At 62.6% G+C, this 21002-nt stretch carries 19 protein-coding genes and 1 pseudogene; 11 read left to right on the top strand and 9 right to left on the bottom strand.

The window, feature by feature from the left end; translation table 11 throughout:
- Positions 1 to 24: 24 nt before the first annotated feature.
- A pseudogene (locus NTD89_RS28310) lies at positions 25 to 210 on the top strand (aldo/keto reductase); the annotation flags it as partial.
- A 108-nt stretch (positions 211 to 318) separates the two neighbouring features.
- Entirely contained in the window at positions 319 to 924 is a 606-nt protein-coding gene (locus NTD89_RS28315) for a cysteine hydrolase family protein (protein ID WP_145160959.1), read from the top strand.
- Positions 925 to 970: 46 nt separating this feature from the next.
- Here the strand turns inward: NTD89_RS28315 and NTD89_RS28320 are convergent, their stop codons facing one another.
- Positions 971 to 1363, bottom strand: coding sequence for a tautomerase family protein (locus tag NTD89_RS28320; RefSeq protein WP_262210803.1), 393 nt, complete (start codon positions 1361 to 1363; stop codon positions 971 to 973).
- Between the two features lie 117 nt (positions 1364 to 1480).
- Here NTD89_RS28320 and NTD89_RS28325 point away from each other — a divergent pair, with 117 nt between their 5' ends.
- Positions 1481 to 1651: a LysR family transcriptional regulator gene (locus NTD89_RS28325; RefSeq protein ID WP_262210805.1), complete on the top strand. Its 171-nt coding sequence runs from the start codon at positions 1481 to 1483 to the stop codon at positions 1649 to 1651.
- An 8-nt stretch (positions 1652 to 1659) separates the two neighbouring features.
- Here NTD89_RS28325 and treS read toward each other — a convergent pair whose 3' ends face one another.
- Together treS and NTD89_RS28335 are read right to left on the bottom strand one after the other, a co-directional pair.
- Positions 1660 to 3726 (bottom strand): maltose alpha-D-glucosyltransferase, encoded by a 2067-nt coding sequence (gene treS / locus NTD89_RS28330; protein ID WP_262210807.1) that lies wholly within the window; start codon positions 3724 to 3726, stop codon positions 1660 to 1662.
- A 257-nt stretch (positions 3727 to 3983) separates the two neighbouring features.
- Positions 3984 to 4754: an AraC family transcriptional regulator gene (locus NTD89_RS28335; protein ID WP_262210809.1), complete on the bottom strand. Its 771-nt coding sequence runs from the start codon at positions 4752 to 4754 to the stop codon at positions 3984 to 3986.
- A 176-nt stretch (positions 4755 to 4930) separates the two neighbouring features.
- On the opposite strand from NTD89_RS28335, the gene NTD89_RS28340 reads away from it, so the two are divergent.
- From NTD89_RS28340 to NTD89_RS28360, 5 genes are read left to right on the top strand one after another with little or no spacing between them, the layout of a single operon-like run.
- On the top strand, positions 4931 to 6556 hold the full coding sequence (locus tag NTD89_RS28340; protein WP_262210811.1) for an APC family permease: 1626 nt from the start codon (positions 4931 to 4933) through the stop codon (positions 6554 to 6556).
- A 12-nt stretch (positions 6557 to 6568) separates the two neighbouring features.
- A complete protein-coding gene (locus tag NTD89_RS28345; RefSeq protein WP_262210812.1) occupies positions 6569 to 7495 on the top strand; it encodes a 4-hydroxyproline epimerase in 927 nt (308 codons plus the stop codon).
- 39 nt (positions 7496 to 7534) lie between these two features.
- Positions 7535 to 8482 (top strand): dihydrodipicolinate synthase family protein, encoded by a 948-nt coding sequence (locus NTD89_RS28350; RefSeq protein ID WP_262210814.1) that lies wholly within the window; start codon positions 7535 to 7537, stop codon positions 8480 to 8482.
- Between the two features lie 60 nt (positions 8483 to 8542).
- The gene (locus NTD89_RS28355) at positions 8543 to 10114 is read left to right on the top strand and encodes an aldehyde dehydrogenase (NADP(+)) (protein ID WP_262210816.1); all 1572 of its coding nucleotides are present in this window, start codon (positions 8543 to 8545) and stop codon (positions 10112 to 10114) included.
- 3 nt (positions 10115 to 10117) lie between these two features.
- On the top strand, positions 10118 to 11377 hold the full coding sequence (locus tag NTD89_RS28360; protein ID WP_262210817.1) for an NAD(P)/FAD-dependent oxidoreductase: 1260 nt from the start codon (positions 10118 to 10120) through the stop codon (positions 11375 to 11377).
- A 22-nt stretch (positions 11378 to 11399) separates the two neighbouring features.
- On the opposite strand, the gene NTD89_RS28365 is transcribed toward NTD89_RS28360, so the two are convergent.
- The 6 genes from NTD89_RS28365 to NTD89_RS28390 form a co-directional block, all read right to left on the bottom strand.
- Positions 11400 to 12314 carry an ADP-ribosylglycohydrolase family protein gene (locus NTD89_RS28365; protein ID WP_262210819.1) on the bottom strand — a complete coding sequence of 305 codons (915 nt, stop codon included), beginning with the start codon at positions 12312 to 12314 and terminating at the stop codon, positions 11400 to 11402.
- A 50-nt stretch (positions 12315 to 12364) separates the two neighbouring features.
- Positions 12365 to 13348 (bottom strand): GlxA family transcriptional regulator, encoded by a 984-nt coding sequence (locus NTD89_RS28370; protein WP_145161234.1) that lies wholly within the window; start codon positions 13346 to 13348, stop codon positions 12365 to 12367.
- Between the two features lie 438 nt (positions 13349 to 13786).
- A complete protein-coding gene (locus NTD89_RS28375) occupies positions 13787 to 14395 on the bottom strand; it encodes a LysE family translocator (protein ID WP_242197974.1) in 609 nt (202 codons plus the stop codon).
- 405 nt (positions 14396 to 14800) lie between these two features.
- On the bottom strand, positions 14801 to 15265 hold the full coding sequence (locus tag NTD89_RS28380; RefSeq protein WP_262210820.1) for a hypothetical protein: 465 nt from the start codon (positions 15263 to 15265) through the stop codon (positions 14801 to 14803).
- 234 nt (positions 15266 to 15499) lie between these two features.
- Positions 15500 to 16021: a DUF1993 family protein gene (locus NTD89_RS28385; protein WP_262210822.1), complete on the bottom strand. Its 522-nt coding sequence runs from the start codon at positions 16019 to 16021 to the stop codon at positions 15500 to 15502.
- Positions 16022 to 16053: 32 nt separating this feature from the next.
- Entirely contained in the window at positions 16054 to 16764 is a 711-nt protein-coding gene (locus NTD89_RS28390; RefSeq protein ID WP_262210823.1) for a CerR family C-terminal domain-containing protein, read from the bottom strand.
- A 98-nt stretch (positions 16765 to 16862) separates the two neighbouring features.
- Here NTD89_RS28390 and NTD89_RS28395 point away from each other — a divergent pair, with 98 nt between their 5' ends.
- The 3 genes from NTD89_RS28395 to NTD89_RS28405 are packed head-to-tail and all read left to right on the top strand — an operon-like array spanning position 16863 to position 20948.
- Positions 16863 to 17972, top strand: a complete 1110-nt coding sequence (locus NTD89_RS28395) for an HlyD family secretion protein (protein WP_242197979.1) — start codon at positions 16863 to 16865, stop codon at positions 17970 to 17972.
- Positions 17965 to 19530 (top strand): DHA2 family efflux MFS transporter permease subunit, encoded by a 1566-nt coding sequence (locus NTD89_RS28400; RefSeq protein ID WP_262210824.1) that lies wholly within the window; start codon positions 17965 to 17967, stop codon positions 19528 to 19530. Before NTD89_RS28395 ends, NTD89_RS28400 begins: the two co-directional genes overlap by 8 nt.
- Entirely contained in the window at positions 19527 to 20948 is a 1422-nt protein-coding gene (locus NTD89_RS28405) for an efflux transporter outer membrane subunit (RefSeq protein WP_262210826.1), read from the top strand. Before NTD89_RS28400 ends, NTD89_RS28405 begins: the two co-directional genes overlap by 4 nt.
- Positions 20949 to 21002: the final 54 nt, after the last annotated feature.

The raw sequence follows: 21002 nt of genomic DNA on the forward strand, positions 1-21002 counted from the left end.
GCCTGATGAGGCCGAGGTGATGCGATGAGTTTGAATGACAACATTATCGGGCAACTGGGCTTCGGCACGGCGCCGCTGGGCAACATGTTCCGCGCCATTGACGAAGACGAGGCGGCCGCTGCCGTCGCCGCCGCCTGGGCTCAAGGCATCCGTTTCTTTGACACAGCGCCGCTGCATGGTGCCGGCTTGTCCGAGACTCGCCTGGGCAAACAGCCCCGCGTATCCGGCGGTTGCCGCACACCGTTTGAAGGGTACGACCTACAGCGTCGCCCTGGTTGAAGGCAGTAACGAATAAACCCTATTGATCGGAGAGCGACCATGCACCCGCATAAAACCGCAATTGTGTTGATTGAATACCAGAACGACTTCACCACCCCCGGCGGAGTGTTCCATGACGCCGTCAAAGACGTCATGCACACCACCAACATGCTGGCAAACACTGCCACCACGATTGAGCAGGCACGCAAGCTGGGCGTAAAGATCATCCACTTACCGATCCAATTTGCCGACGGCTACCCTGAGCTGACCACACGCTCCTACGGCATTCTCAAGGGCGTCGCCGACGGCAACGCCTTTCGCGCCGGCACCTGGGGCGCCGAGATCAGCGACGCGCTGACGCACGAAGCCGCCGACATCGTGATCGAAGGCAAACGCGGGCTGGACGGGTTCGCCACCACCGGTCTGGATTTGGTCCTGCGCAACAATGGCATCCAGAACCTGGTCGTCGCAGGCTTCCTGACCAACTGCTGCGTCGAAGGCACGGTTCGATCAGGGTACGAAAAAGGCTATGACGTGGTGACCTTGACCGATTGCACCGCGACGTTCAGTGAAGAACAACAGCGCGCAGCCGAGCAGTTTACCTTGCCGATGTTTTCGCAAACGCTGCAACACACAGCGTTTCTGCAGGCGCTGAACGCCGAATGAAATAAGGGGCGACTCAGACTGAGTCGCCCCTTTTTTTGTGCATGCGTCACTCGGTCGGCGCGTACTGCATTTCACCGTTACCAAACGACCAATCTTCGCGCTTCACGTCCACCAGGCTGATCCACACATCTTCCTTGCGCAACCCGGTCCTGGCGTGAATGCCTTCGGCGATGAATGCATAAAAGGCCTTTTTCACGTCAATGCTGCGCCCGGCGTTCCAGGTCACCTGGATAAACACAATCCTGGGCGTGTAGCTGATCCCCAGATAACCGTCCGCCGGGTACACCAGTTCATCCTTGGCATGACGGTTGATGATCTGGAATTTATCGTGCTCAGGCACGTTGGCAACGCTGGTCATCGCCGCGTACACCACCTCGCTGATGGCCGTCGCGGTGTCAGTAGAGGTGTCGGCGGCAAGGTCAATTCGGACTAAAGGCATGAACATATCCTTAACAGGGTGAGCGGCCATCCACACCGGCGGCCAGTGATACAACGCTAGTCGCCACCACAAGATTCATCAAGCGCATAATTTTCCAAAAGATGATGAATATTTCGCATGCTATTTCAAAAATTGAATGCCTTCGTCACCGTGGTCGACAGCGCGCCACTGACCAAGGCAGCGCAAACCCTTTGCCTGACGCAGTCTGCGGTTTCTCGTCGCATTCAGCACTTGGAAGAAACCTTGGGCGAAGCATTGTCACGCACTGCAGTTCCGAGCCCGCGTTAAGGCCGCACTCAAATCATCGGCGAATGACTGACGACCCGCAGCGCCAGGCCCTCGTAGGCATCCAGCGTGATCGTAAATTCACCCTCGGCAGTGAGGTCGCCCTCAACCCGTTCATTGATGATGTCCACCACCGGCCCCGGCGCGATATTGGGCAGGTGCAGGGTTTCGGTGATCGCGCTGTTGCTAAAGTTGAGCGCGGTAATCTGCGTACCCTTCCCGGCCGGCAACTCGTGGACCATGATCAGTAAGCCGGGATGCTCGACGTCCGGCACCAGAATCTGCCGGCTGGCGGCGATGCCATAGGCACTGCGCACCGCGAGGATTTTTTGCAGCTGCGAGGCAAACGACTGCGGATCCTGCAACTGCTGGTTAAGGCTGCCATACAAGGCTTTGGAGCGCGGCATTTGCCCCGCCGACAGCTCGGCGTCGGGGTTCAGGTCCACCAGGTCGTAAGCGCCGCGATGCACCCAGCGGGTATCGCCGTCGGCCATCAAATGCGCGACTTCATCGGCCGCCAACGGCAGTGCACCAACCAGGTCCCAACCCGACAAGGCAAACACCCCAGGCTGCATGGCGTTGTACATCACCAACAACAAATGGATCTGACGGATCTGCTCGATATCGGCCGGCGTAATCGCCTCCAGGTCACGAATCCCCAGCGCTGCAGTAATGATGCTGGCGGTGGTGCAGGACACGCCATTGGTGACGAATTTGAGGTTATACGGCGCATGTTCGCCGGTCAGGCGTTCGTACATCTGTTCGCGAATATGCTCACGCAAAATGTTGCCGGGGAAAGTCTGGCCCTGGTAGAGGTAATTGTCGTGGGCGTGCAAGGTCCAGAAATGCACCAGCTCCAGGGTTAGCTCATCGTGGTTCTGCAACGCATGAATCAAGGAGCCTGGGTCGATGCCCTGGCTGTGCATCTCGCGCAGCATCAGGCGCAGAAACTCGGTGTCACCCATCAGCAACGCATGCTGATACGCCGGGCGCGTGATGAAGTCATAGGACAGGTCCGCGCCGCCGTGTGACATCGAGGCGATGTCATCCACCGTCAGGTTAAGCTCCTGAAAGCTGAACCCACCGGCCTTGCGAATCGCGCCGCCGAGCAACTGGTTGCCGGTAATCGACAGCGGATGGCTCTCCGACCAGGCACCGCCCTCGAGCTTGCGCTCCACCCCCAGAAAGCCGTTGGCATCCAGGCGCAGGATCTTGGCGCCCATCACGTCAATCGCATGCAGGGCGTCGCCGATGATCATTTGCTGCGCGGCGAACGAAGGGTCCAGCCAGTTCAGCGACGGCTGGCCTTCCTTGAAGTAATGCAGGTAGACCCAACGGCGCGGCTTGCCATCCACGCCGACCACCACCGGGGTAGCGCTCCAGTCGGTTTCCTTCACGCCGGGCTCAAAGAAAATCACCCGCTGCAACTGGCCGACGATGTAATGCTTGTCGCGCAGCGCATCCACCTGCACCGGGCTGAGGTTCTGAGCGTCCCGGCCTTCGGCGACCTCGGGCAACATCGGCCAGTCTTCTTCGCGGATTTCCACCATGTGGTAGAGCCCGGGATAGTCCTCGTACGCCATCTCGGCCAGGCGAAAATCCGCGCCCTTGCCGGTGTGGGATGGGATCACGTCGTCGATGATCACCGCATTGTGCGCAGCGGCCATGCGCGTCAGCGCCTGCAGCTGCGCCTCGGTGCCCAGCTGCGGGTCGATTTCAAAACTGATGCGGTCAAAGTTGCCGTCGATGGTCGGCGTATGCCGCGTGCCAGAGAGCCCGCCGGATTTTTTCAGTGGGCCGTTGTGAATGCCCTGGATGCCGATCTTCGACAACGCGTGCCACAGGCTTTCATCCCCCAGCGCCTCCAGCACCGTGCCGTTTTCACGGGTCACGATCGAGGCTGGGTACGCGGTAAACCACACCGACGACAAGGCTGAAGCATCACGCGGCCGGGTATGCGCATACGGCTGCTGCCACAATCGCCCTTGCCCCGAATAGAGCTTGGCGCGCTGGCGCGCCGCGTGCAGCATCGATTGCTCAACCAGCCAGTTCACATGATCGTTGTCCGCCGCCGTCATAAGCCCGTTACCTGTGTGCGTGAAAAAGTTATCTGTAAGCATAGGAGCCGCCACGGGTACGATTCGTTGCATTGCAATTTGCACTGTCCGTGCAGCGCAGTTCCTAGGCGTTGAATCGCGCACTCGACTTGCCGGGCGCATGAGCAAAATCACGCGGCGTCATTTGTGGCCACCGGGAACCGCCATCAAGTCGCTCGCCGCGTGTGCGCTGGCAACAGCGCGGGCGCTGCTCGCGGCGAAGCTCAATGGCTCAGGTCTCACGCACGGCCTTGCGTCGCCTGCCGATACTGCCTCGGTGTAAACCCGGTCAATGCCCTGAACTGGCGGGTGAACGCGCTGTGGTCGGTGTAGCCGCATTGCAGCGCGACCTCGGTAATCGGTAGTTCGGTATGCAGCAGCCGGTGCGCGTGTTCCAGGCGCACTTTCTGGATCATCTGCCGTGGCGTCAGGTGGAAAACGCGTTTGCAGTAGCGCTCCAGCTGCGCCACGGAGATGCCGGCAATGCGCGTCAGTTCACCGAGGCTGACGCGCCGGTTGAAATGCGTGCGGATGTGCGCGTCGACAGCGGCCAGGCGCTGGTATGCCGGGTGCGTTTCGCTGGCTGACTGCAGGTCGACGGAGATGCCCGCCAGGCCGATGATCTGGTTTACATCGCTGTACAGCGGCCATTTGTGCGTCAGGCACCAGCCGGGTTCGCGCGTGCCATAGAGGTGCAGTTCCAGCTGGTCCTCAAGCACAAACCCCTGTTCCAGCACCCGCCGATCCTGTTCGGTATAGCCCGGCCCCAGTTGCGCGGGGAACACTTGCGCACTGGTCTTGCCCAGCAGCGGTTGCAGCTGCTTGAGCCCGCAGCGCTGCACCAGCGTGTGGTTGGCGAGCACGTAACGCGCCTCGATGTCCTTGATAAAGATCGCGGCGTTGGGGATCACGTCGAGCATCGGCAACAGCTGCGCCACCCCCGCCAATAGCTGCTGCATGTCGTGGGGACGATTGGCCTGAAAAAGGCTCGCAAATGCGCTCGGCAGCATGAACTGGACTCCCCTGTTTTCGAGCAGATTGCCCCATGCCGAAGTGACTGTCGAGCGCGGCAAACTGTGCCGAATTCGTCATCCACACAGGCGCAAAACATCAATCGCCACGCCCTTGATGCGTTCAGGATAACGCCACTACCTGCCTATCCAATAACTCACAAGAAGGCGCCGCCATGTCTGCTCAAGGCAAGTTCAAGAAACAACTTTCACTGATGGACCTGACCTTTATCGGGCTGGGCGCCATCTTCGGTTCGGGCTGGCTGTTTGCGGCCAGTCACGTCTCGGCCATCGCCGGGCCGGCGGGGATTTTTTCCTGGCTGATCGGCGGTTTCGCCGTGCTGCTGCTGGGCATCGTCTATTGCGAACTCGGCGCCGCCCTGCCCCGTGCCGGTGGCGTAGTGCGTTACCCGGTGTATTCCCACGGCCCGCTGTTGGGCTACCTGATGGGCTTTATCACGCTGATTGCGTTTTCAAGCCTGGTGGCGATTGAAGTGGTCGCTTCGCGCCAATACGCGGCCGCCTGGTTTCCCGAACTGACCAAGGCCGGCTCCAGCGACCCCACGACCCTGGGCTGGCTGATGCAATTGGCGCTGTTGTGCCTGTTCTTTGTCCTTAACTACCGCAGTGTGAAGACCTTCGCCATCGCCAATAACCTGGTGAGCGTGTTCAAGTTCATCGTGCCGCTGCTGGTGATTGGCGTGCTGTTCACCTTCTTCAAACCGGCCAACTTCCAGGCCCAGGGTTTTGCCCCGTTCGGCCTGTCGGGCATCGAGATGGCGGTGTCGGCCGGCGGCGTGATTTTTGCCTATCTGGGCCTGACGCCGATCATCTCGGTGGCCAGTGAAGTGAAGAACCCGCAACGCACCATTCCCATCGCGTTGATCCTCTCCGTGCTGCTCTCGACGGCCATCTATGTGCTGCTGCAAACCGCGTTCCTCGGCGGCGTGCCCACCGAGATGCTCGCCAACGGTTGGGCGGGAATCAGCAAGGAACTCGCGCTGCCTTATCGCGATATCGCCCTGGCGCTGGGCGTGGGCTGGCTGGCGTACCTGGTGGTGGCGGACGCGGTGATCTCGCCCAGCGGCTGCGGCAATATCTACATGAATGCCACGCCGCGCGTGGTGTATGGCTGGGCGCAGACCGGCACGTTCTTCAAGATCTTCACGCGCATTGATGAGAAATCCGGCATCCCGCGCCCGGCGCTGTGGCTGACCTTTGGCCTGTCGGTGTTCTGGACCCTGCCGTTCCCCTCCTGGGAAGCGCTGATCAATGTAGTGTCGGCCGCGCTGATCCTAAGCTACGCCGTCGCCCCGGTGACCGTCGCCGCACTGCGCCGCAATGCACCGGGCATGCCACGGCCGTTTCGGGTCAAGGGCATGGCGGTACTCGGCCCGCTGTCGTTCATCATCGCCGCGCTGATTGTGTACTGGTCTGGCTGGAGCACCGTGTCGTGGCTGCTCGGCCTGCAAATCCTCATGTTCGGGGTGTACCTGCTGTGCGCACGCTGGGTGCCGACCGCGCACCTGAACATCAAGCAGCAAGTGCGCTCATCGGCGTGGCTGATCGGCTTCTACGCGGTGACCCTCCTGCTCTCCAAACTTGGCAGTTTTGGTGGCCTCGGCGTGCTCAGCCACCCGTTTGACACGCTGATCGTCGCGGCCTGCGCCTTGGGCATTTATTACTGGGGCGCGGCCACCGGCGTGCCTGCCCACCTCGTGCGCCTGGAACACGAAGACGACGAAAGCGAAGTCGCCAACGAGCCCCGGCACAGCAAGCTTTTGTCCCCGGCCACCCACTGAATGGAGCGTTTTATGAAACGGTTGCACGTGATCGACTCCCATACCGGCGGCGAACCCACGCGCCTGGTGCTGGACGGCTTTCCCACGCTGACAGGCAGCAGCATCGCCGAGCAACTGGAGAACCTGCGCACCGAGCACGACCTGTGGCGCCGCGCCTGCCTGCTGGAACCGCGCGGCAATGATGTACTGGTCGGCGCGCTGTACTGCGAGCCGGTCACACCGGGTGCGACGTGCGGGGTGATCTTCTTCAACAACACCGGCTACCTCGGTATGTGTGGCCACGGCACCATCGGGCTGGTCGCCTCGTTGCACCACTTGGGGCGCATCAAGCCCGGCGTGCACAGCATCGACACGCCGGTCGGCCCTGTAACGGCCACCCTGCACGAAGACGGCGCCGTGACCCTGCGCAACGTGCCCGCCTATCGCCATCGTCACCACGTGGCGGTGGACGTGCCAGGCCATGGCGTGGTCCACGGCGACATTGCCTGGGGCGGCAACTGGTTTTTCCTGGTCTCGCAGCACGGGCAAACGCTTGAGATGGGCAACGTCGACGCCCTCACCGACTACACCTGGATGATGCTCAAGGCCTTGGAAAACCAAGGCATCCACGGCGCCGATGGCGCGCTGATCGACCATGTCGAACTGTTCGCAGACGACGCCAACGCCGACAGCCGCAATTTTGTGATGTGCCCCGGCAAAGCCTACGACCGTTCGCCGTGCGGCACCGGGACCAGCGCCAAGCTCGCGTGCCTGGCCGCCGACGGCAAGCTCGCGCCCGGTGCGACCTGGGTGCAAGCCAGCATCACCGGCAGCCAATTCGAAGGCCGCTATGAATGGGACGGCGAGCGCGTACGCCCGTTTATCACCGGCCGCGCCTACATGACCGCCGACAGCACCCTGCTGATCGACGCGCAGGACCCTTTCGCCTGGGGCATCTGAGCCCCGATTTTTTACTGAACGCTGCAAGGAGTTAAAACAATGAGCGACAACATTTTCACCGGTTGCATCCCCGCGCTGATGACCCCGTGCACGCGTGAGCGCACGCCGGACTTCGACGCCCTGGTGGCCAAGGGGCGCGAGCTGATCGATATCGGCATGAGCGCCGTGGTGTACTGCGGCTCCATGGGTGACTGGCCGTTGCTCACCGAGGCCCAGCGCCAGGAAGGTGTGGCGCGCTTGGTGGCTGCCGGTGTGCCGACCATTGTCGGCACGGGTGCGGTGAACAGCCGTGAAGCGGTGGCCCACGCAGCGCACGCGGCCAACGTCGGTGCCCATGGCCTGATGGTGATCCCGCGCGTGTTGTCACGCGGTGCGTCGGCCACCGCGCAAAAGGCGCACTTCTCGGCCATCCTCAATGCCGCGCCAAACCTGCCGGCGGTGATCTACAACAGCCCGTACTACGGTTTTGCCACCCGCGCCGACCTGTTCTTCGAACTGCGCCGCGAACACCCCAACCTCATCGGTTTCAAGGAATTCGGCGGCGCTGCCGACCTGCGTTACGCGGCTGAAAACATCACCTCCCAGGACGATAACGTGACCCTGATGGTCGGCGTCGACACCCAGGTGGTGCACGGTTTCGTCAACTGCAACGCCACCGGCGCCATCACCGGCATCGGCAATGCGCTGCCACGCGAAGTGCTGCAACTGGTGGCCCTGAGCAAGCAAGCCGCCAAAGGTGACGCCAAGGCGCGGCGCCTGGCCCGCGAACTGGAAGCGGCGCTGGGCGTGCTGTCCTCCTTCGACGAAGGCTGCGACCTGGTGCTGTATTACAAGCATTTGATGGTGCTTAACGGTGACCAGGGTTACGCCCAGCACTTCAACGACACCGACGTGCTCAGTGATGCACAGCGGCGTTATGCCGAGCACCAGTACGCGCTGTTCCGCCAGTGGTACGCCAACTGGTCGGCCGAACAGAACCTCGCCTGAGCCCTTGCGCGCCGCTGTGCTTCTCACAGCGGCCAACCCTCATTTTTCCAGGACGACCCCATGACTCTGACGGGCAAGATGCTGATCGGTCAGCAAGCAATTTCCGGCCATCGCGAAGCGATTCGGGCCATCAATCCCGCCACCGACGCGCCACTGGAACCGGCTTACGCCGGCGGCGGTCGTGAGCATGTCGAACAGGCGTGCGCCCTGGCGTGGGCTGCGTTCGACACCTATCGCGAAACCTCGCTGGCCGAGCGCGCCGGCTTTCTGGACGTCATTGCCGACACTATCGAAGCCCTCGGCGATGAGTTGATTGAACGCGCCATGGCCGAAACGGGCCTGCCGCGCTCGCGCATCCAGGGCGAACGCGGCCGCACCTGCGCGCAGTTGCGTAGCTTTGCGCGCACCGTGCGCGCCGGTGAATGGCTGGGCGTGCGTGTCGACACCGCGCAGCCCGAGCGCCAGCCGTTGCCACGTCCAGACTTGCGTCAACGGCAGGTGCCACTGGGACCGGTGGCCGTGTTTGGCGCGAGCAATTTCCCCTTGGCGTTCTCGGTGGCGGGCGGTGATACCGCATCGGCCCTGGCGGCCGGCTGCCCGGTGGTCGTCAAGGCACACGGTGCCCATCCCGGCACCAGTGAACTGGTCGGACGCGCGGTGGCCCAGGCGGTGAAGGCCTGTGGTTTGCCCGACGGGGTGTTTTCACTGCTTTACGGCGCGGGCACGGACATCGGCATCGCCCTGGTCACCGACCCGCGCATCAAGGCCGTGGGCTTTACCGGTTCGCGCAACGCGGGTATCGCATTGACCCAGGCGGCGCAGGCGCGGCCGGAGCCGATCCCGGTGTATGCCGAGATGAGCTCGATCAACCCGGTGTATTTGTTTCCTGCCGCGTTGCAGGCACGTGGCGAAGCATTGGCGCAGGGGTTTGTCGCGTCGTTGACTCAGGGCGCCGGGCAATTTTGTACCAACCCTGGGTTGGTGATTGCCGTCGCAGGCAGCGCACTGGATGCTTTCATCGCCAGCGCAACGCAGTTGCTGCGCGGTTGCGCGGCCCAGACCATGCTGACGCCGGGTATTTTCCGCGCGTATCAAAGCGGCGTGAGTACGCTGGCCGAACATGCCCGGATTGCAGCAACAGGTCAGGCGGCCGACGGCCCCAACCAGGCTCAGGCGCACCTGTTCGTCGCCCCGGCCCACGATTTTTTGCGCAATCAGCACCTTCAAGCAGAAGTCTTCGGCGCCGCATCGCTGGTGGTGGTGTGCGCCAGCGAAGATGAAGTCCGCCAAGTCACGGAACACTTGGAAGGCCAACTGACGGCCACACTCCACTTGGACGATACGGACTTGGCACGTGCCAAAGCCTTGCTGCCGGTGCTTGAACGCAAGGCCGGGCGCCTGCTGGTCAACGGCTGGCCCACGGGTGTAGAAGTGTGTGACGCCATAGTCCACGGCGGGCCTTTCCCTGCCACCTCGGACTCACGCAGCACCTCGGTGGGCACGGCGGCGATCCTGCGGTTCTTGCGCCCGGTGTGCTACCAGGACTTCCCCGATGGCTTGTTGCCTTGCGCGCTGCAACAGGGCAACCCGTTGCAGTTAAGGCGTTTGCTCGACGGTCAGAGAGAGACCTAGGCCATGTCCGATTCCAACACTGCAGACACCGTCGTCATCGGCGCCGGAATTATTGGCGTGGCCTGCGCGTTGCAATTGTCGCGTCAAGGCCGGCGCGTGGTGGTCATCGACCCGCAGCAGCCCGGTATGGGCGCCTCCTATGGCAATGCCGGGCACCTGGCGACCGAACAGGTGTTTCCGATTGCCGACGTGTCGATCCTCAAGCGCCTGCCGGCGATGCTGATGGACCCCATGGGCCCGCTGCGCCTGGACTGGAAATACCTGCCGCGCGCCCTGCCCTGGTTTGCGCGCCTGCTGCTGAACCTGCGCCCGGCGCGCTACCGGCGCACGGTCGCAGGTATTCGCGCGCTGAATGAAGCCAGCCTGGCGGCCTGGCAACGCTTGTTGCAGAGCATCGACCGGCCACAGTTGTTGCGCCCAGACGGTTCCTTGCTGGTGTTTGAGCGCGCCGCGTCAGCTGAGGCGATCGATGCATTGCGCCTGCGCATGCAGCAGCAGAACGTGGCGGTGGAATTCTGGCCAGGCGAGGCGATACGCCAGGTGGCGCCGCAACTGAGCGAGGCTATCCGAGGCGGCCTGTTTTTCCCCGCCACCGGGCATTTTATTGACCCGTACACCGTGGTCTGCGCACTGGTGAGCGCCGCTCAGGCCAGTGGCGTGCAGTTTGTGCAACAGCGCGTGCTGGATGGGCGGCTGGAAGGCACTGGCGTGTCGCTGATGACCGATCAAGGCGTCGTCGCCGCGCGCCAGGTGCTGATCGCCTGCGGTGCTCACTCGGCCAGACTCACCGCGGCACTCACGGGTAAAACAGTGCCGTTGGATACGGAGCGCGGCTATCACTTGATGCTGCCAAGGGAGCAGCACCGCCTGCCGTTTGCCGTCACCTCGTTTGAGCGCAAGTTCATCATGACGCCCATGAGCGATGGCTTGCGCCTGGCCGGCACCGTCGAATTCGCAGGGCTCGAGCGCCCGGCGAATATGCAGCGTGCCTGGCAATTGCACCGACTGAGCCAAGGGTTGTTCCGTGAGGACCTGAACGCGCAGGACGCGACCGCCTGGATGGGGTTTCGCCCTTCCCTGCCCGACTCATTGCCGATCATTGATCGGCCGTGCGACGGCAAGGTGCTGCTTGCATTCGGGCACCAGCATTTGGGCTTGACGCAGGCGGCGGTGACGGCGGAGATCGTCGCGCAACTGGCCGCCGCACACCCCTCGCTGTCCGGGCTGCCCACGCTCGCGCCCTATCGACTGGGGCGATTCTGAGCAACGCTGCCGGGTGCGGGCCTCAGTGGCCTGCCCTGGAGGCGTCTGATAAGGCATCCGCCATCTGCTGAATCTCCTCGCGCATCCATAATTTTTCCAGCCAGCCGGCGGGGATGCCTTGGACGCCATAGTAGGCGCCCGCCAACTGGCCCACGATGGCGGCCGTGGTGTCCGCATCGTCACCCAGGTTTGCAGCGGCGAGCACAGCATCGGCAAAGCTGTCGGTGTGATGAAAGCACCAGAACGCGGCTTCCAGCGAGGCAACCGAATAGCCGGAACCGGCAATCTCGCCACGCGCCTTGTTACGGTATTCGCCGGCAGCGATAGCCAGCACTTTGGGCGCCGTCAGCGCACCGTCCGAGACGCGCAACACCTCGTCCTTGGGCATGCCGCTCAAGGCCTTGCAAAGCGCCTGCGCGAGCACCACACAACACTCGATGGCCTCTGGAGCCGCGTGGGTTGTGCGTGAACTGTCGATGGCAAATGCGCGCACACGTTGCAGGTTCGGGAAAAAGAACAACACCACAGGCGCGAGGCGCATCATCGAGCCATTGCCGGCCGAATACGGGTGTGTAGAACCGGCAAATGGGTCGCCATGCTGCTGGAAAGCCGCCAAGGCCTCGCGCACGGTCATGCCGATATCAAAGCAGTCTCCCGTGGCACTCAAATAGCCCCATTGCCACCAGTTCAGGTACCGGCCCATCTGATCCTTCGCGTCAAAGCCGCCCTTGCTCAGCAGGCTTTCGGCCAGGCACAGGGCCATCGATGTGTCGTCCGTCCACTGGCCAGGCTTCAGGCTGAACGGCCCGCCTCCGACCATGTCCGTCACGGCGGCAAATGTGCCACGGGGCATGAACTCAACCGTGGTGCCGACCGCGTCGCCACAGGCCAGCCCAAGCAGGCTGCCCCGGTAGCGGTCTGACAGTGTTATAGGCATCGGTACTCCTTGATAAAACGTCGTCCAGATAGAAATTCAACGCGCGCAGACTACTTGACCAGCCGCTTCTCCTTGGAGGGGCGATAGCCGAAATACGCGCTGTAACATTTGCTGAAATGGCTCGGCGAGACAAAACCGCACGCCACCAGCACGTCCACCTGGGACAGTTCGGTGTGCTGCAACAAGCGCCGCGCCTCGGTGACCCGCAGTTCCATGTAATAGCGCTGCGGCGTGGTGCCCAGTTGTTCCTTGAACAGCCGCTCCAGCTGACGGCGTGAACGACCGGCGTAGACGGCCAACTGGTCGAGTTCCAGCGGTTCTTCAAGGTTGGCATCCATCAGCTTTACCACCTCACGCAGCGGCGCACTGACGCAGACATTTTCCGTGGGTTTGATGCGTCGGTAACGCGACTCCTCGAACGCCAGAATGTCTTCAATGCCCTCGACCAGCGCCTTGCCGTGCAGACCCTTGATCCAGTCCAGGGCCATGTGAAACGCGCCTGAGGGGCTGGAGGCCGTCAGGCGGTCCCGGTCGATCACATAGGGCTCGCTGGTCACTTGGGCGGCCTTGGAGACCTCCGCCAGCGCCGGGCGATGTTCCGGGTGGATGGCGCAGCGATAGCCCTGCAGCAGGCCGGCGCGGCCGAGAAACCAGGCGCCGTTCCACAACCCGGCAAGGGCGACAGCCTGTTCGGCGGCGCTGCGTAACAGCTGGCTGAATTCGTCATCGGCCTTGAGTTCGGTACGAAAGCCGCCGCACACCACCAACAAGTCCAACTGCGGCAACGCCGACACGTCCAGGCGCGCATCGGGACGGATCACCAGGCCCAGGTCGCTGATCACCTCGCCGTCGCCGCAACCAAACGTACGGGTGGCAAACAGTTCGGGACGCAGCAGGTTGGCGGTGATGAGCGTGTCGAGGGTCTGGGTGAATGCGGGCAGGGAGAAGTGTTCTAGCAGCAGGAAGCCCACACGGGTAACCGGCGGCCGCTGCTGGGGGGAGTCATTCAGGTAGCGCAGGTTCTTGCCTTGCATGCCACCGCTGAATTGGCGTCTTTCCATCGAGGGTTGGCCCACGCTTATTGTTGATGCAGTGGGCGCTATCTTAGGGGCAAATGCAGGCGCTGTCCCTCGGCATTCCCCAAGCGTGGTGCCTGGCCGTGCGGTTGCCCCGGCGGCGCTGTTGAACGCCAGCCGCGTGCCTGATCTTTAGAAACGCGCCCGCCTTCCAGGCCTGCTGCCGGGCAGTCGCGCGGCCATCTGATACGGTTTTTTCTTTGCTATCTGCGTCTGTATCGAAAACGCCTCGAGGCGGACAATGGCGCCAACCCGACATTCCTGTCGTCCCCTTCCCTTCGGAGGCCTTATGACCAAGATGGCACTTTTCCTGTTCGGCTTTTTGGTATTGACCATCGGCATCGGCTTGCTGGCGACCATCTCGCCCGTGTGACTGCGTCACCGTCTCGAACTTTATCAACTCGCAAAGAGCATCGGGTACAGCGACACCACCAGCAGCCCGGCCATCGACACGTTGAACAGACGCAACCAACGCGGTTCACGCAGCACAGTGCGCAGGCCAGTGCCGCAAACCACCCAGACACACACGCTGGGCAAGTTGACCACCGCAAACACCAGGGCAATCACCAGCACGTTGGTCACATAGCCCTCGGCCGGCGTGTAGGTGGTGATCGCCCCTAACGCCATGATCCACGCCTTGGGATTGACCCATTGAAACGCCGCCGCCCCGAGGAAGGTCATGGGTTTGGCGTGTTCGTTTTCGCTCTCGGACATGCCGCCGGAGGTTGCAATCTTCCACGCCAGGTACAACAAGTAAGCCGCGCCCACATACCGCAACAAGGTGTAGGCCCACGGAAATACCTTGAACACTTCGCCCAGACCGAGCCCCACCGAAATCACCAACAGCATAAAGCCGATGCTGATTCCCAACGCGTGGGGCATCGACCGGCGAAACCCGAAGTTCACACCCGAGGCCAGCAGCATCGTGTTGTTGGGGCCAGGTGTGATCGAGGACACGAAGGCAAACAGCACGAAGGCTGAGAGCAGGCTGGTAGACATAAACATGGCGCGGCATCCAGACGGCGGTGGTATGCCTGCGACAGTAATCGGTTGCGGCCCTGGCTGCCCCGTACAGCTAGGGGCGGATCGAGGAATACACTTTGGCGTTGTCGAGAAACTCGCGGGGGATAGGTCCACCAGACCCACACGGCCACGCTGGCAAGTACGCCGACGATCACAAGCATCAAGGTTTCTCCGGCAGTGGCGAGTGGAGTGCTTTCACTGACCGGTATAGTTGCTCACGTTGCTTGAATCTGCGCTGAACGCATCAAAAAAGGCCAAACGATGAGTGTCGGCACAGCGCCGTGATTGAGTTGCGGGTATTGAGTGAGACTGACCGCCGGTCAGGCAGAAAACGGTCCCCACTGACGCGCCGGGAACCGTTTTGGGCGTGGCTGACAACGTGCGGCCTCAGTTCTGCGGCCGTTGTTTGGTCGAGTCCAGTTCGGCTTTTTTAGCGGTGGAAATTTCAGTGATCTGCGCAGACTTGGCGATGGCCATGTCAAACGTGTCCTGCATGGTGGCGATGGCATCGGTCGCCGTGCCCTTCAGCCCGCCATTGGCCGCCCAGTCGAAGTTCCACACGCCGGACAGGTTGTCGGCGCCGGCCACGTCGTGGGTTTCGATGGCGGTGAATACATCCGGGTGTTTTTCCACGTACTTGGCAGCGTCGGAAACGTTCGCTGGCACCTTGCCCGAGGCATTGCTGGCCAGTTGCGACAGCTCCTGCTTGGTGATGGCCGACTTGCCCGTCTGGCGCATGTAATCGGCAATGACCTTGCTGGACTTGGCAATGTTCAACTTGTCGTCGAAAGACGACGGCGAGGACTTTGGCGTGTTCGACCCGCCAGACGCGGGCGTTACGGTAGTAGACATCGGCGCTGCTCCCTCAATGGAACGAATGAAATCGTCGTGCTGACGATACCCCGATGCGGACGTTAGCATGGGCAAAGGGCCATTCCCCATGCTTCACAACATTTCACAACGGCTGGCCGATTTTCGCAGCATCTGGACGCAGGTCATCCGCAAAAAAGCGCGGCGGCAGACCACTCGCACAGCACGTGTCGACACTGCGCAGACCCCCAATCGCCGCCGCCCTTGATGCTGCGTTCAGCCCTGACGCACATACGCAAACATGTGCGGCACATAGTCCGCTTTGCCCAGCGGCACGCCGTTATGGCGCAGGATGTTGTAGGCGGTCATCAGGTGAAAATAGAACTGCGGCGTGGCCCAATTGACGGCGTATTCGTTACCGGTCATCTGGAAGGCGATACCGCCGGGGAGTTCGATGGCGATGGATTCATCTGCCCGACGCTCAATCACGCCGCGATCAGCGCCGACGAGCACTGCCAGCGTTTGGTCGATCAGTGCGAGCGCCTCAGCCATCGAGGTCGGTGCCTGCAGCGTCGACAGCGGCTGCCCGCTTAGCCGCTCAACCGCCTCGCGCGCCTGGGTGCAGGCGTAGCGAACCTGGGTCGCCAGGGGGTGCATGTCGGGTGCCAGGCGTGAATCGAGAAGAACTTGCGGGTCGAAAGCCAGCGCTGCAGCGTGAGCCTCACCTTTGGCGAGCAGGCCTTTGAGCGAGTTCAGCATCTGGGCGAAGCAGGGAATGGTAATGGTATAGAGCGACATCGTTGCGTCCTCGTCTGGGATTGAACATCACATCACGTAGCGATCACGCCGCGTTGCTTGACCAGGCCTTCGAGGGTAAACCGGGCCTGCATCAGCACCACGTCGCGCACCAGTTCCATTTCCTTCTGGTTGACTTCGGCCCACTTCAACGACTCAAGCAGCTTGGGTTTTTGCACCCGGAATGCCAGGCCCTGGGTGAACAGTGCCATCGAATGAATCACGGTGCGCTCGTCCTCCACCGCAAAACCGGCCAGGCGCGCGATCAGTTGGCGGATAACCCGGCCAATGCGCGCCTTGAAGCGATCCTCAAAGGCGGTTGTCGCGCTTTCTGGACACAGGCCGGCCTGGTGGCGGTCAAGAAACGCACGCCAGGCGGTGGTTTGCGGGCTGTCCTGGATGGTGGAAACCACCGTACCGAGGATGCCCAGTGAAACGTCGATCAGGGTTTTATCGTCCGAGGCCTCATCAGCCAACGCGCATTCGGCGGCCTCCACGCACGGCGCCATCTTGCGCCACAGCAGTGTGATCAAGTGCTCGACACACTCCAGATAGATGCCTTCCTTGCCGTCAAAATAGTACTGAATCGCCGGGGCGTTGACGCCCGCGGCCGTGGCGATGTCGCGGGTCGACGCGCCGTCGTAGCCGCGCTCGCCAAAGACCACGACCGCCGCGTCGACAATACGCGCGCGGGTTTCTTCGCCACGCTGATAACCACCCTCGGCGGCAGGTTTATGTCGTGCCATGTGCAGCTCCTTTCGAATACCGGACCAAAATATACCAGTTGACAAAAATTCGCGAAAAATAGAATTTATTCCATCTGTTATAAATCTGGAGTGACCCGATGTCCGCTGCACCTCCCTCGCCTCAGGTCATTCCTGAAGACACCGTCAACCGTCAACGCGGCAAGGCTCGACGGATACTGCTGACCATCGCCACCGTCGCACTTGTGGGTGCTGTGGGTTGGGCTGCCTGGTGGTGGCTCACCGGACGTTTCATCCAGACCACCGACGACGCCTACCTGCAAGCCGACAGCATCAGTGTGGCGCCCAAAATCAATGGCTACGTGGCCCAAGTGCTGGTCAGCGACAACCAGGACGTAAAGCGCGGCGATGTGCTGGTGCGCCTGGATGCGCGCAAATACCAGGCCGTCAGCGATGAAGCCTCGGCAACCATTGCCGCGCGCACGGCCGACTACGCCAAGGCCCAGGCCGACCTGGTGCAGCAGGACTCGACCATTGCCGAAGCCCGCGCGCAGTTGCAAGGCGCCGAGGCCGATGCAAAACACGCACAGACCGAAGTCGCGCGCTACGCCCCGCTGGCGCGTTCAGGTGCCGAGCCGGAAGAGCGCCTGGCGCAGCTGAATAACCAATTGGCCCAGGCCCGCAGCACCGTGGCGGCCAAACAGGCTGCCTTGCGCTCCAGTCAGACCCGCTATGGCACGCTTGAAGCACAACTCAAACAAGCCCAGGCGCAACTCGGCGTGGCCAAGGCCAGCGAGGCGCAAAGCCAGCTGGACGTGGATGATGCAGTGATTCGCAGCCCGCTGGACGGGCGCGTGGCCGACCGCGGCGTGCGTGTCGGTCAGTACGTGCAGCCCGGCACTCGCTTGCTGACAGTGGTGCCGATCAGCGCGATTTACCTGACCGCCAACTACAAGGAAACCCAGATCGGCGACATGCGCCCCGGCCAATCCGTCAGCGTGCACGTGGACGCGCTGCCAGGGCGTGATCTGCAAGGCCATATCGACAGCCTGTCTCCGGGCACCGGCGCGCAGTTCGCGCTGCTGCCGCCGTCGAATGCCACCGGCAACTTCACCAAAATCGTGCAACGCGTACCGGTGCGCATCTCGCTGGACATACCCGATGAGGTTCGCGCGGCGTTGATGCCTGGCCTGTCGGCAACCGTTGACGTCGACACCCGCACCCATGCCGCGGACGCCAATCATGGCTGAAGCGCTGATGGCCGAGGCCGCAGAAAAACCGCGCAACGCCTCGCTGACCGACTGGATCGCCGTGGCTGCCGGCGCACTCGGCGCCCTGCTGGCGACGCTGGACGTGTCGATCACCAACTCGGCGCTGCCACAGATTCAAGGGCAAATCGGCGCAACCGGCACCGAAGGCACGTGGATCGCCACAGGCTATCTGATGTCGGAAATCGTCATGATCCCCCTCGCCGCCTGGCTGACCCGGGTGTTCGGCCTGCGCCGGTTCCTGATCGGCACGGCCTTGATGTTCACTGCGTTTTCGATGTTCTGTGGCCTGTCCTCAAGCCTCGGCGCCATGATCGCCGGGCGCATCGGCCAGGGGTTCGCCGGCGGCGCGATGATTCCCACCGCGCAAACCATCGTGCGCACGCGCCTGCCGCCGCACCAGTTGGCCATCGGCACCACGATGTTTGGCATGACCGTGATCCTCGGCCCCTTGCTCGGCCCGGTCATCGGCGGCTGGCTCACGGAAAACATCAACTGGCGCTGGTGCTTCTTTCTCAATCTGCCCATCAGCATCGCCCTGATCACCCTGCTGATCACCGGCCTGCCAAGCGAGCGCATGAACCTGCAACGCTTCATCAGTGCCGACTGGCTGGGCATCCTCGGCCTGGCCATGGGCCTGAGTTCGCTGACGGTGGTGCTTGAAGAAGGCCAGCGTGAGCATTGGTTCGACTCGCTGCTGATCACGTGGCTGAGCATCGCCACGGTGATCGGCTTTTTCCTGATTGCGGTCGGGCAGTTGCGCTCGAGTACGCCGATCGTGCGACTGCAACTGGTGCTGAACAAGAGCTTTGGCAGCGTGCTGTTGATCGGTACCGCCGTGGGCGCCGGGATTTATGGCACGGCGTATCTGGTGCCGCAGTTCCTGGGCATCCTCTCGGGCTACAACGCGCAGCAGTCCGGCGCGATCATGTTGCTGTCGGGCATACCGGCGTTTTTGCTGATGCCCATTTTGCCGCGCATGCTCGGCCGCTATGACCTGCGCTGGATGGTCGGTGCCGGCCTGTTGCTGTATTGGGCCAGCTGCTTTGTCGACACCCAACTCACCACCGAGAGTGTCGGGCACGACTTTGTCTGGTCGCAGCTGTTGCGTGGTTTTGGGCAGATTCTGGTGATGATGCCGCTCAGCCAACTGTCGATGCGTTCGGTCGAGACCCGTGACGCCGGGGACGCCGCCGGGCTTTACAACATGTCGCGCAACCTGGGCGGCACCATCGGCCTGGCCTTGCTCGGCGTGCTGATGGACCGGCGCAGCCATTTTCATGACGACAGGCTGCGCGAAGGCATCCAGGCCAACAGCCAGCTGGCCCAGGACCACATGGCCAGCCACACCGCCAGCTACCTCGCTCAAACCGGCGATGCATCGACGGCGCAGGTGCAGGCGTTCGCACAACTGGCCAATGACATTGCGCAACAAGCCTCGGTGATGGCCTACAACGACTCGTTTTATGTACTGGGACTCGCGATGCTGGCGTGCCTGCCCCTGATCTTCATCCTGAAAAAGCGCACGGTACAACCATGATTCCTCGCACCCTTCCCCTCTTGCTGACTGTCGGCCTGTTGTCGGCCTGCACCGTCGGCCCGGACTACCACGGTGCCCCCGACGTCGCGCCAAAAACCCTGGCGGCCGGGCACCTGCCGCACGCTGACAGCGCATCGGCAAGCACTCCCGGTGTCGCGCAGTGGTGGCGAACCCTGGGCGACGCGCAATTGAACCAGCTGGTGGAGCAAGCCCTGCAAAACAGCCCGGACATTGCCACGGCCCAGGCGCGCCTCAAGCAGTCCCGCGCGAGCCTCAGCGGCGCGCAAGCCAACGCGATGCCCAAGGTCACCGGGGATGCCGCGATGCTCAAACTGCGCTCCCCGGACACCTCCGCGCTGGGCGGCAGCAATGGCGGTGGCCGCGGCCCGTTGAGCCTGTACCTCGCCGGTTTCGATGCCAGCTGGGAGGCCGACCTGTTTGGCGGCACACGCCGTGCAGTCGAAGCCGCCCAGGCCGAGGCCGGCGCCTCCCAAGCCCAGTTGGCTGACGCCCAAGTGCAATTGGCTGCGGAAATAGTGCAGGCCTACACCGACCTGCGCGACCAGCAAGCACGCCTGGCATTGGTCGACGCCAGCGTCGGCATCGAAAACCAGGCCCTGGACCTCACCCAGCAACGGCGCGAACGCGGCGTGGCCTCGCAACTGCAACTGGAGCAGGTACTGACACAGGCCCAAAACACCCAGGCCCAACGCCTGCCGCTGCAAGCCGCCATCGTCGAATCGCTCGACCAGCTTGGCCTGCTCCGCGGCCTGGAACCCGGCGAGCTGGACAGCCAACTGGCCACCGCGCGGCCCCTGCCCGCTATCCCGGAGGCGGTGCCGGTCGCCGACCCGGCCGCGCTATTGAAGGCCCGCCCGGACATCCGCATCGCCGAACGCAAACTGGCATCGAGCAATGCCCAGATTGGCGAGAAGACCGCAGACTGGTTTCCCAAACTGAGCTTGATGGGCGACTTGTCATTCTCGGCCGGTGACCCGGGGCACCTTGCACGCAAGGACAACGGCACCTGGTTGATCCTGCCTCGGATCACCTGGAACGCGCTGGATTTCGGCCGTGTTGCCGCCAGCGTCAAAGGGGCAGAGGCTGGACGTGACGAGGCCCTGGCCAACTATAAAAGCGTGGTGTTGAGTGCCTTGCGCGATGCCGACGTGGCGTTGGCGCGTTATGGGCACCAGCGCCAGAACGTGCTGCTGTTGCGCACGGTGGAATCTTCCGCAGTGCGTGCAGCCGACCTGACGCGTCAGCGTTACCGTGCAGGTACCGCGAGTACGCTGGATTGGCTGGATGCGGAGCGCACGCGCTATCAGGCGCAAGAAAGCCGGATCTCCGCGGACGCAGAGCTACTGAAGGATTTTGCGTCGCTGCACAAGGCACTGGGGCTGGGATGGACACGGTGAGCAGGCGATTGGCGGCAAATCAACTACCATGAGCCTTCATTCATGGCTACCGGC

This window comes from Pseudomonas sp. 14P_5.3_Bac1 (assembly GCF_025466135.1).
In the GTDB taxonomy this organism is placed as follows: domain Bacteria; phylum Pseudomonadota; class Gammaproteobacteria; order Pseudomonadales; family Pseudomonadaceae; genus Aquipseudomonas.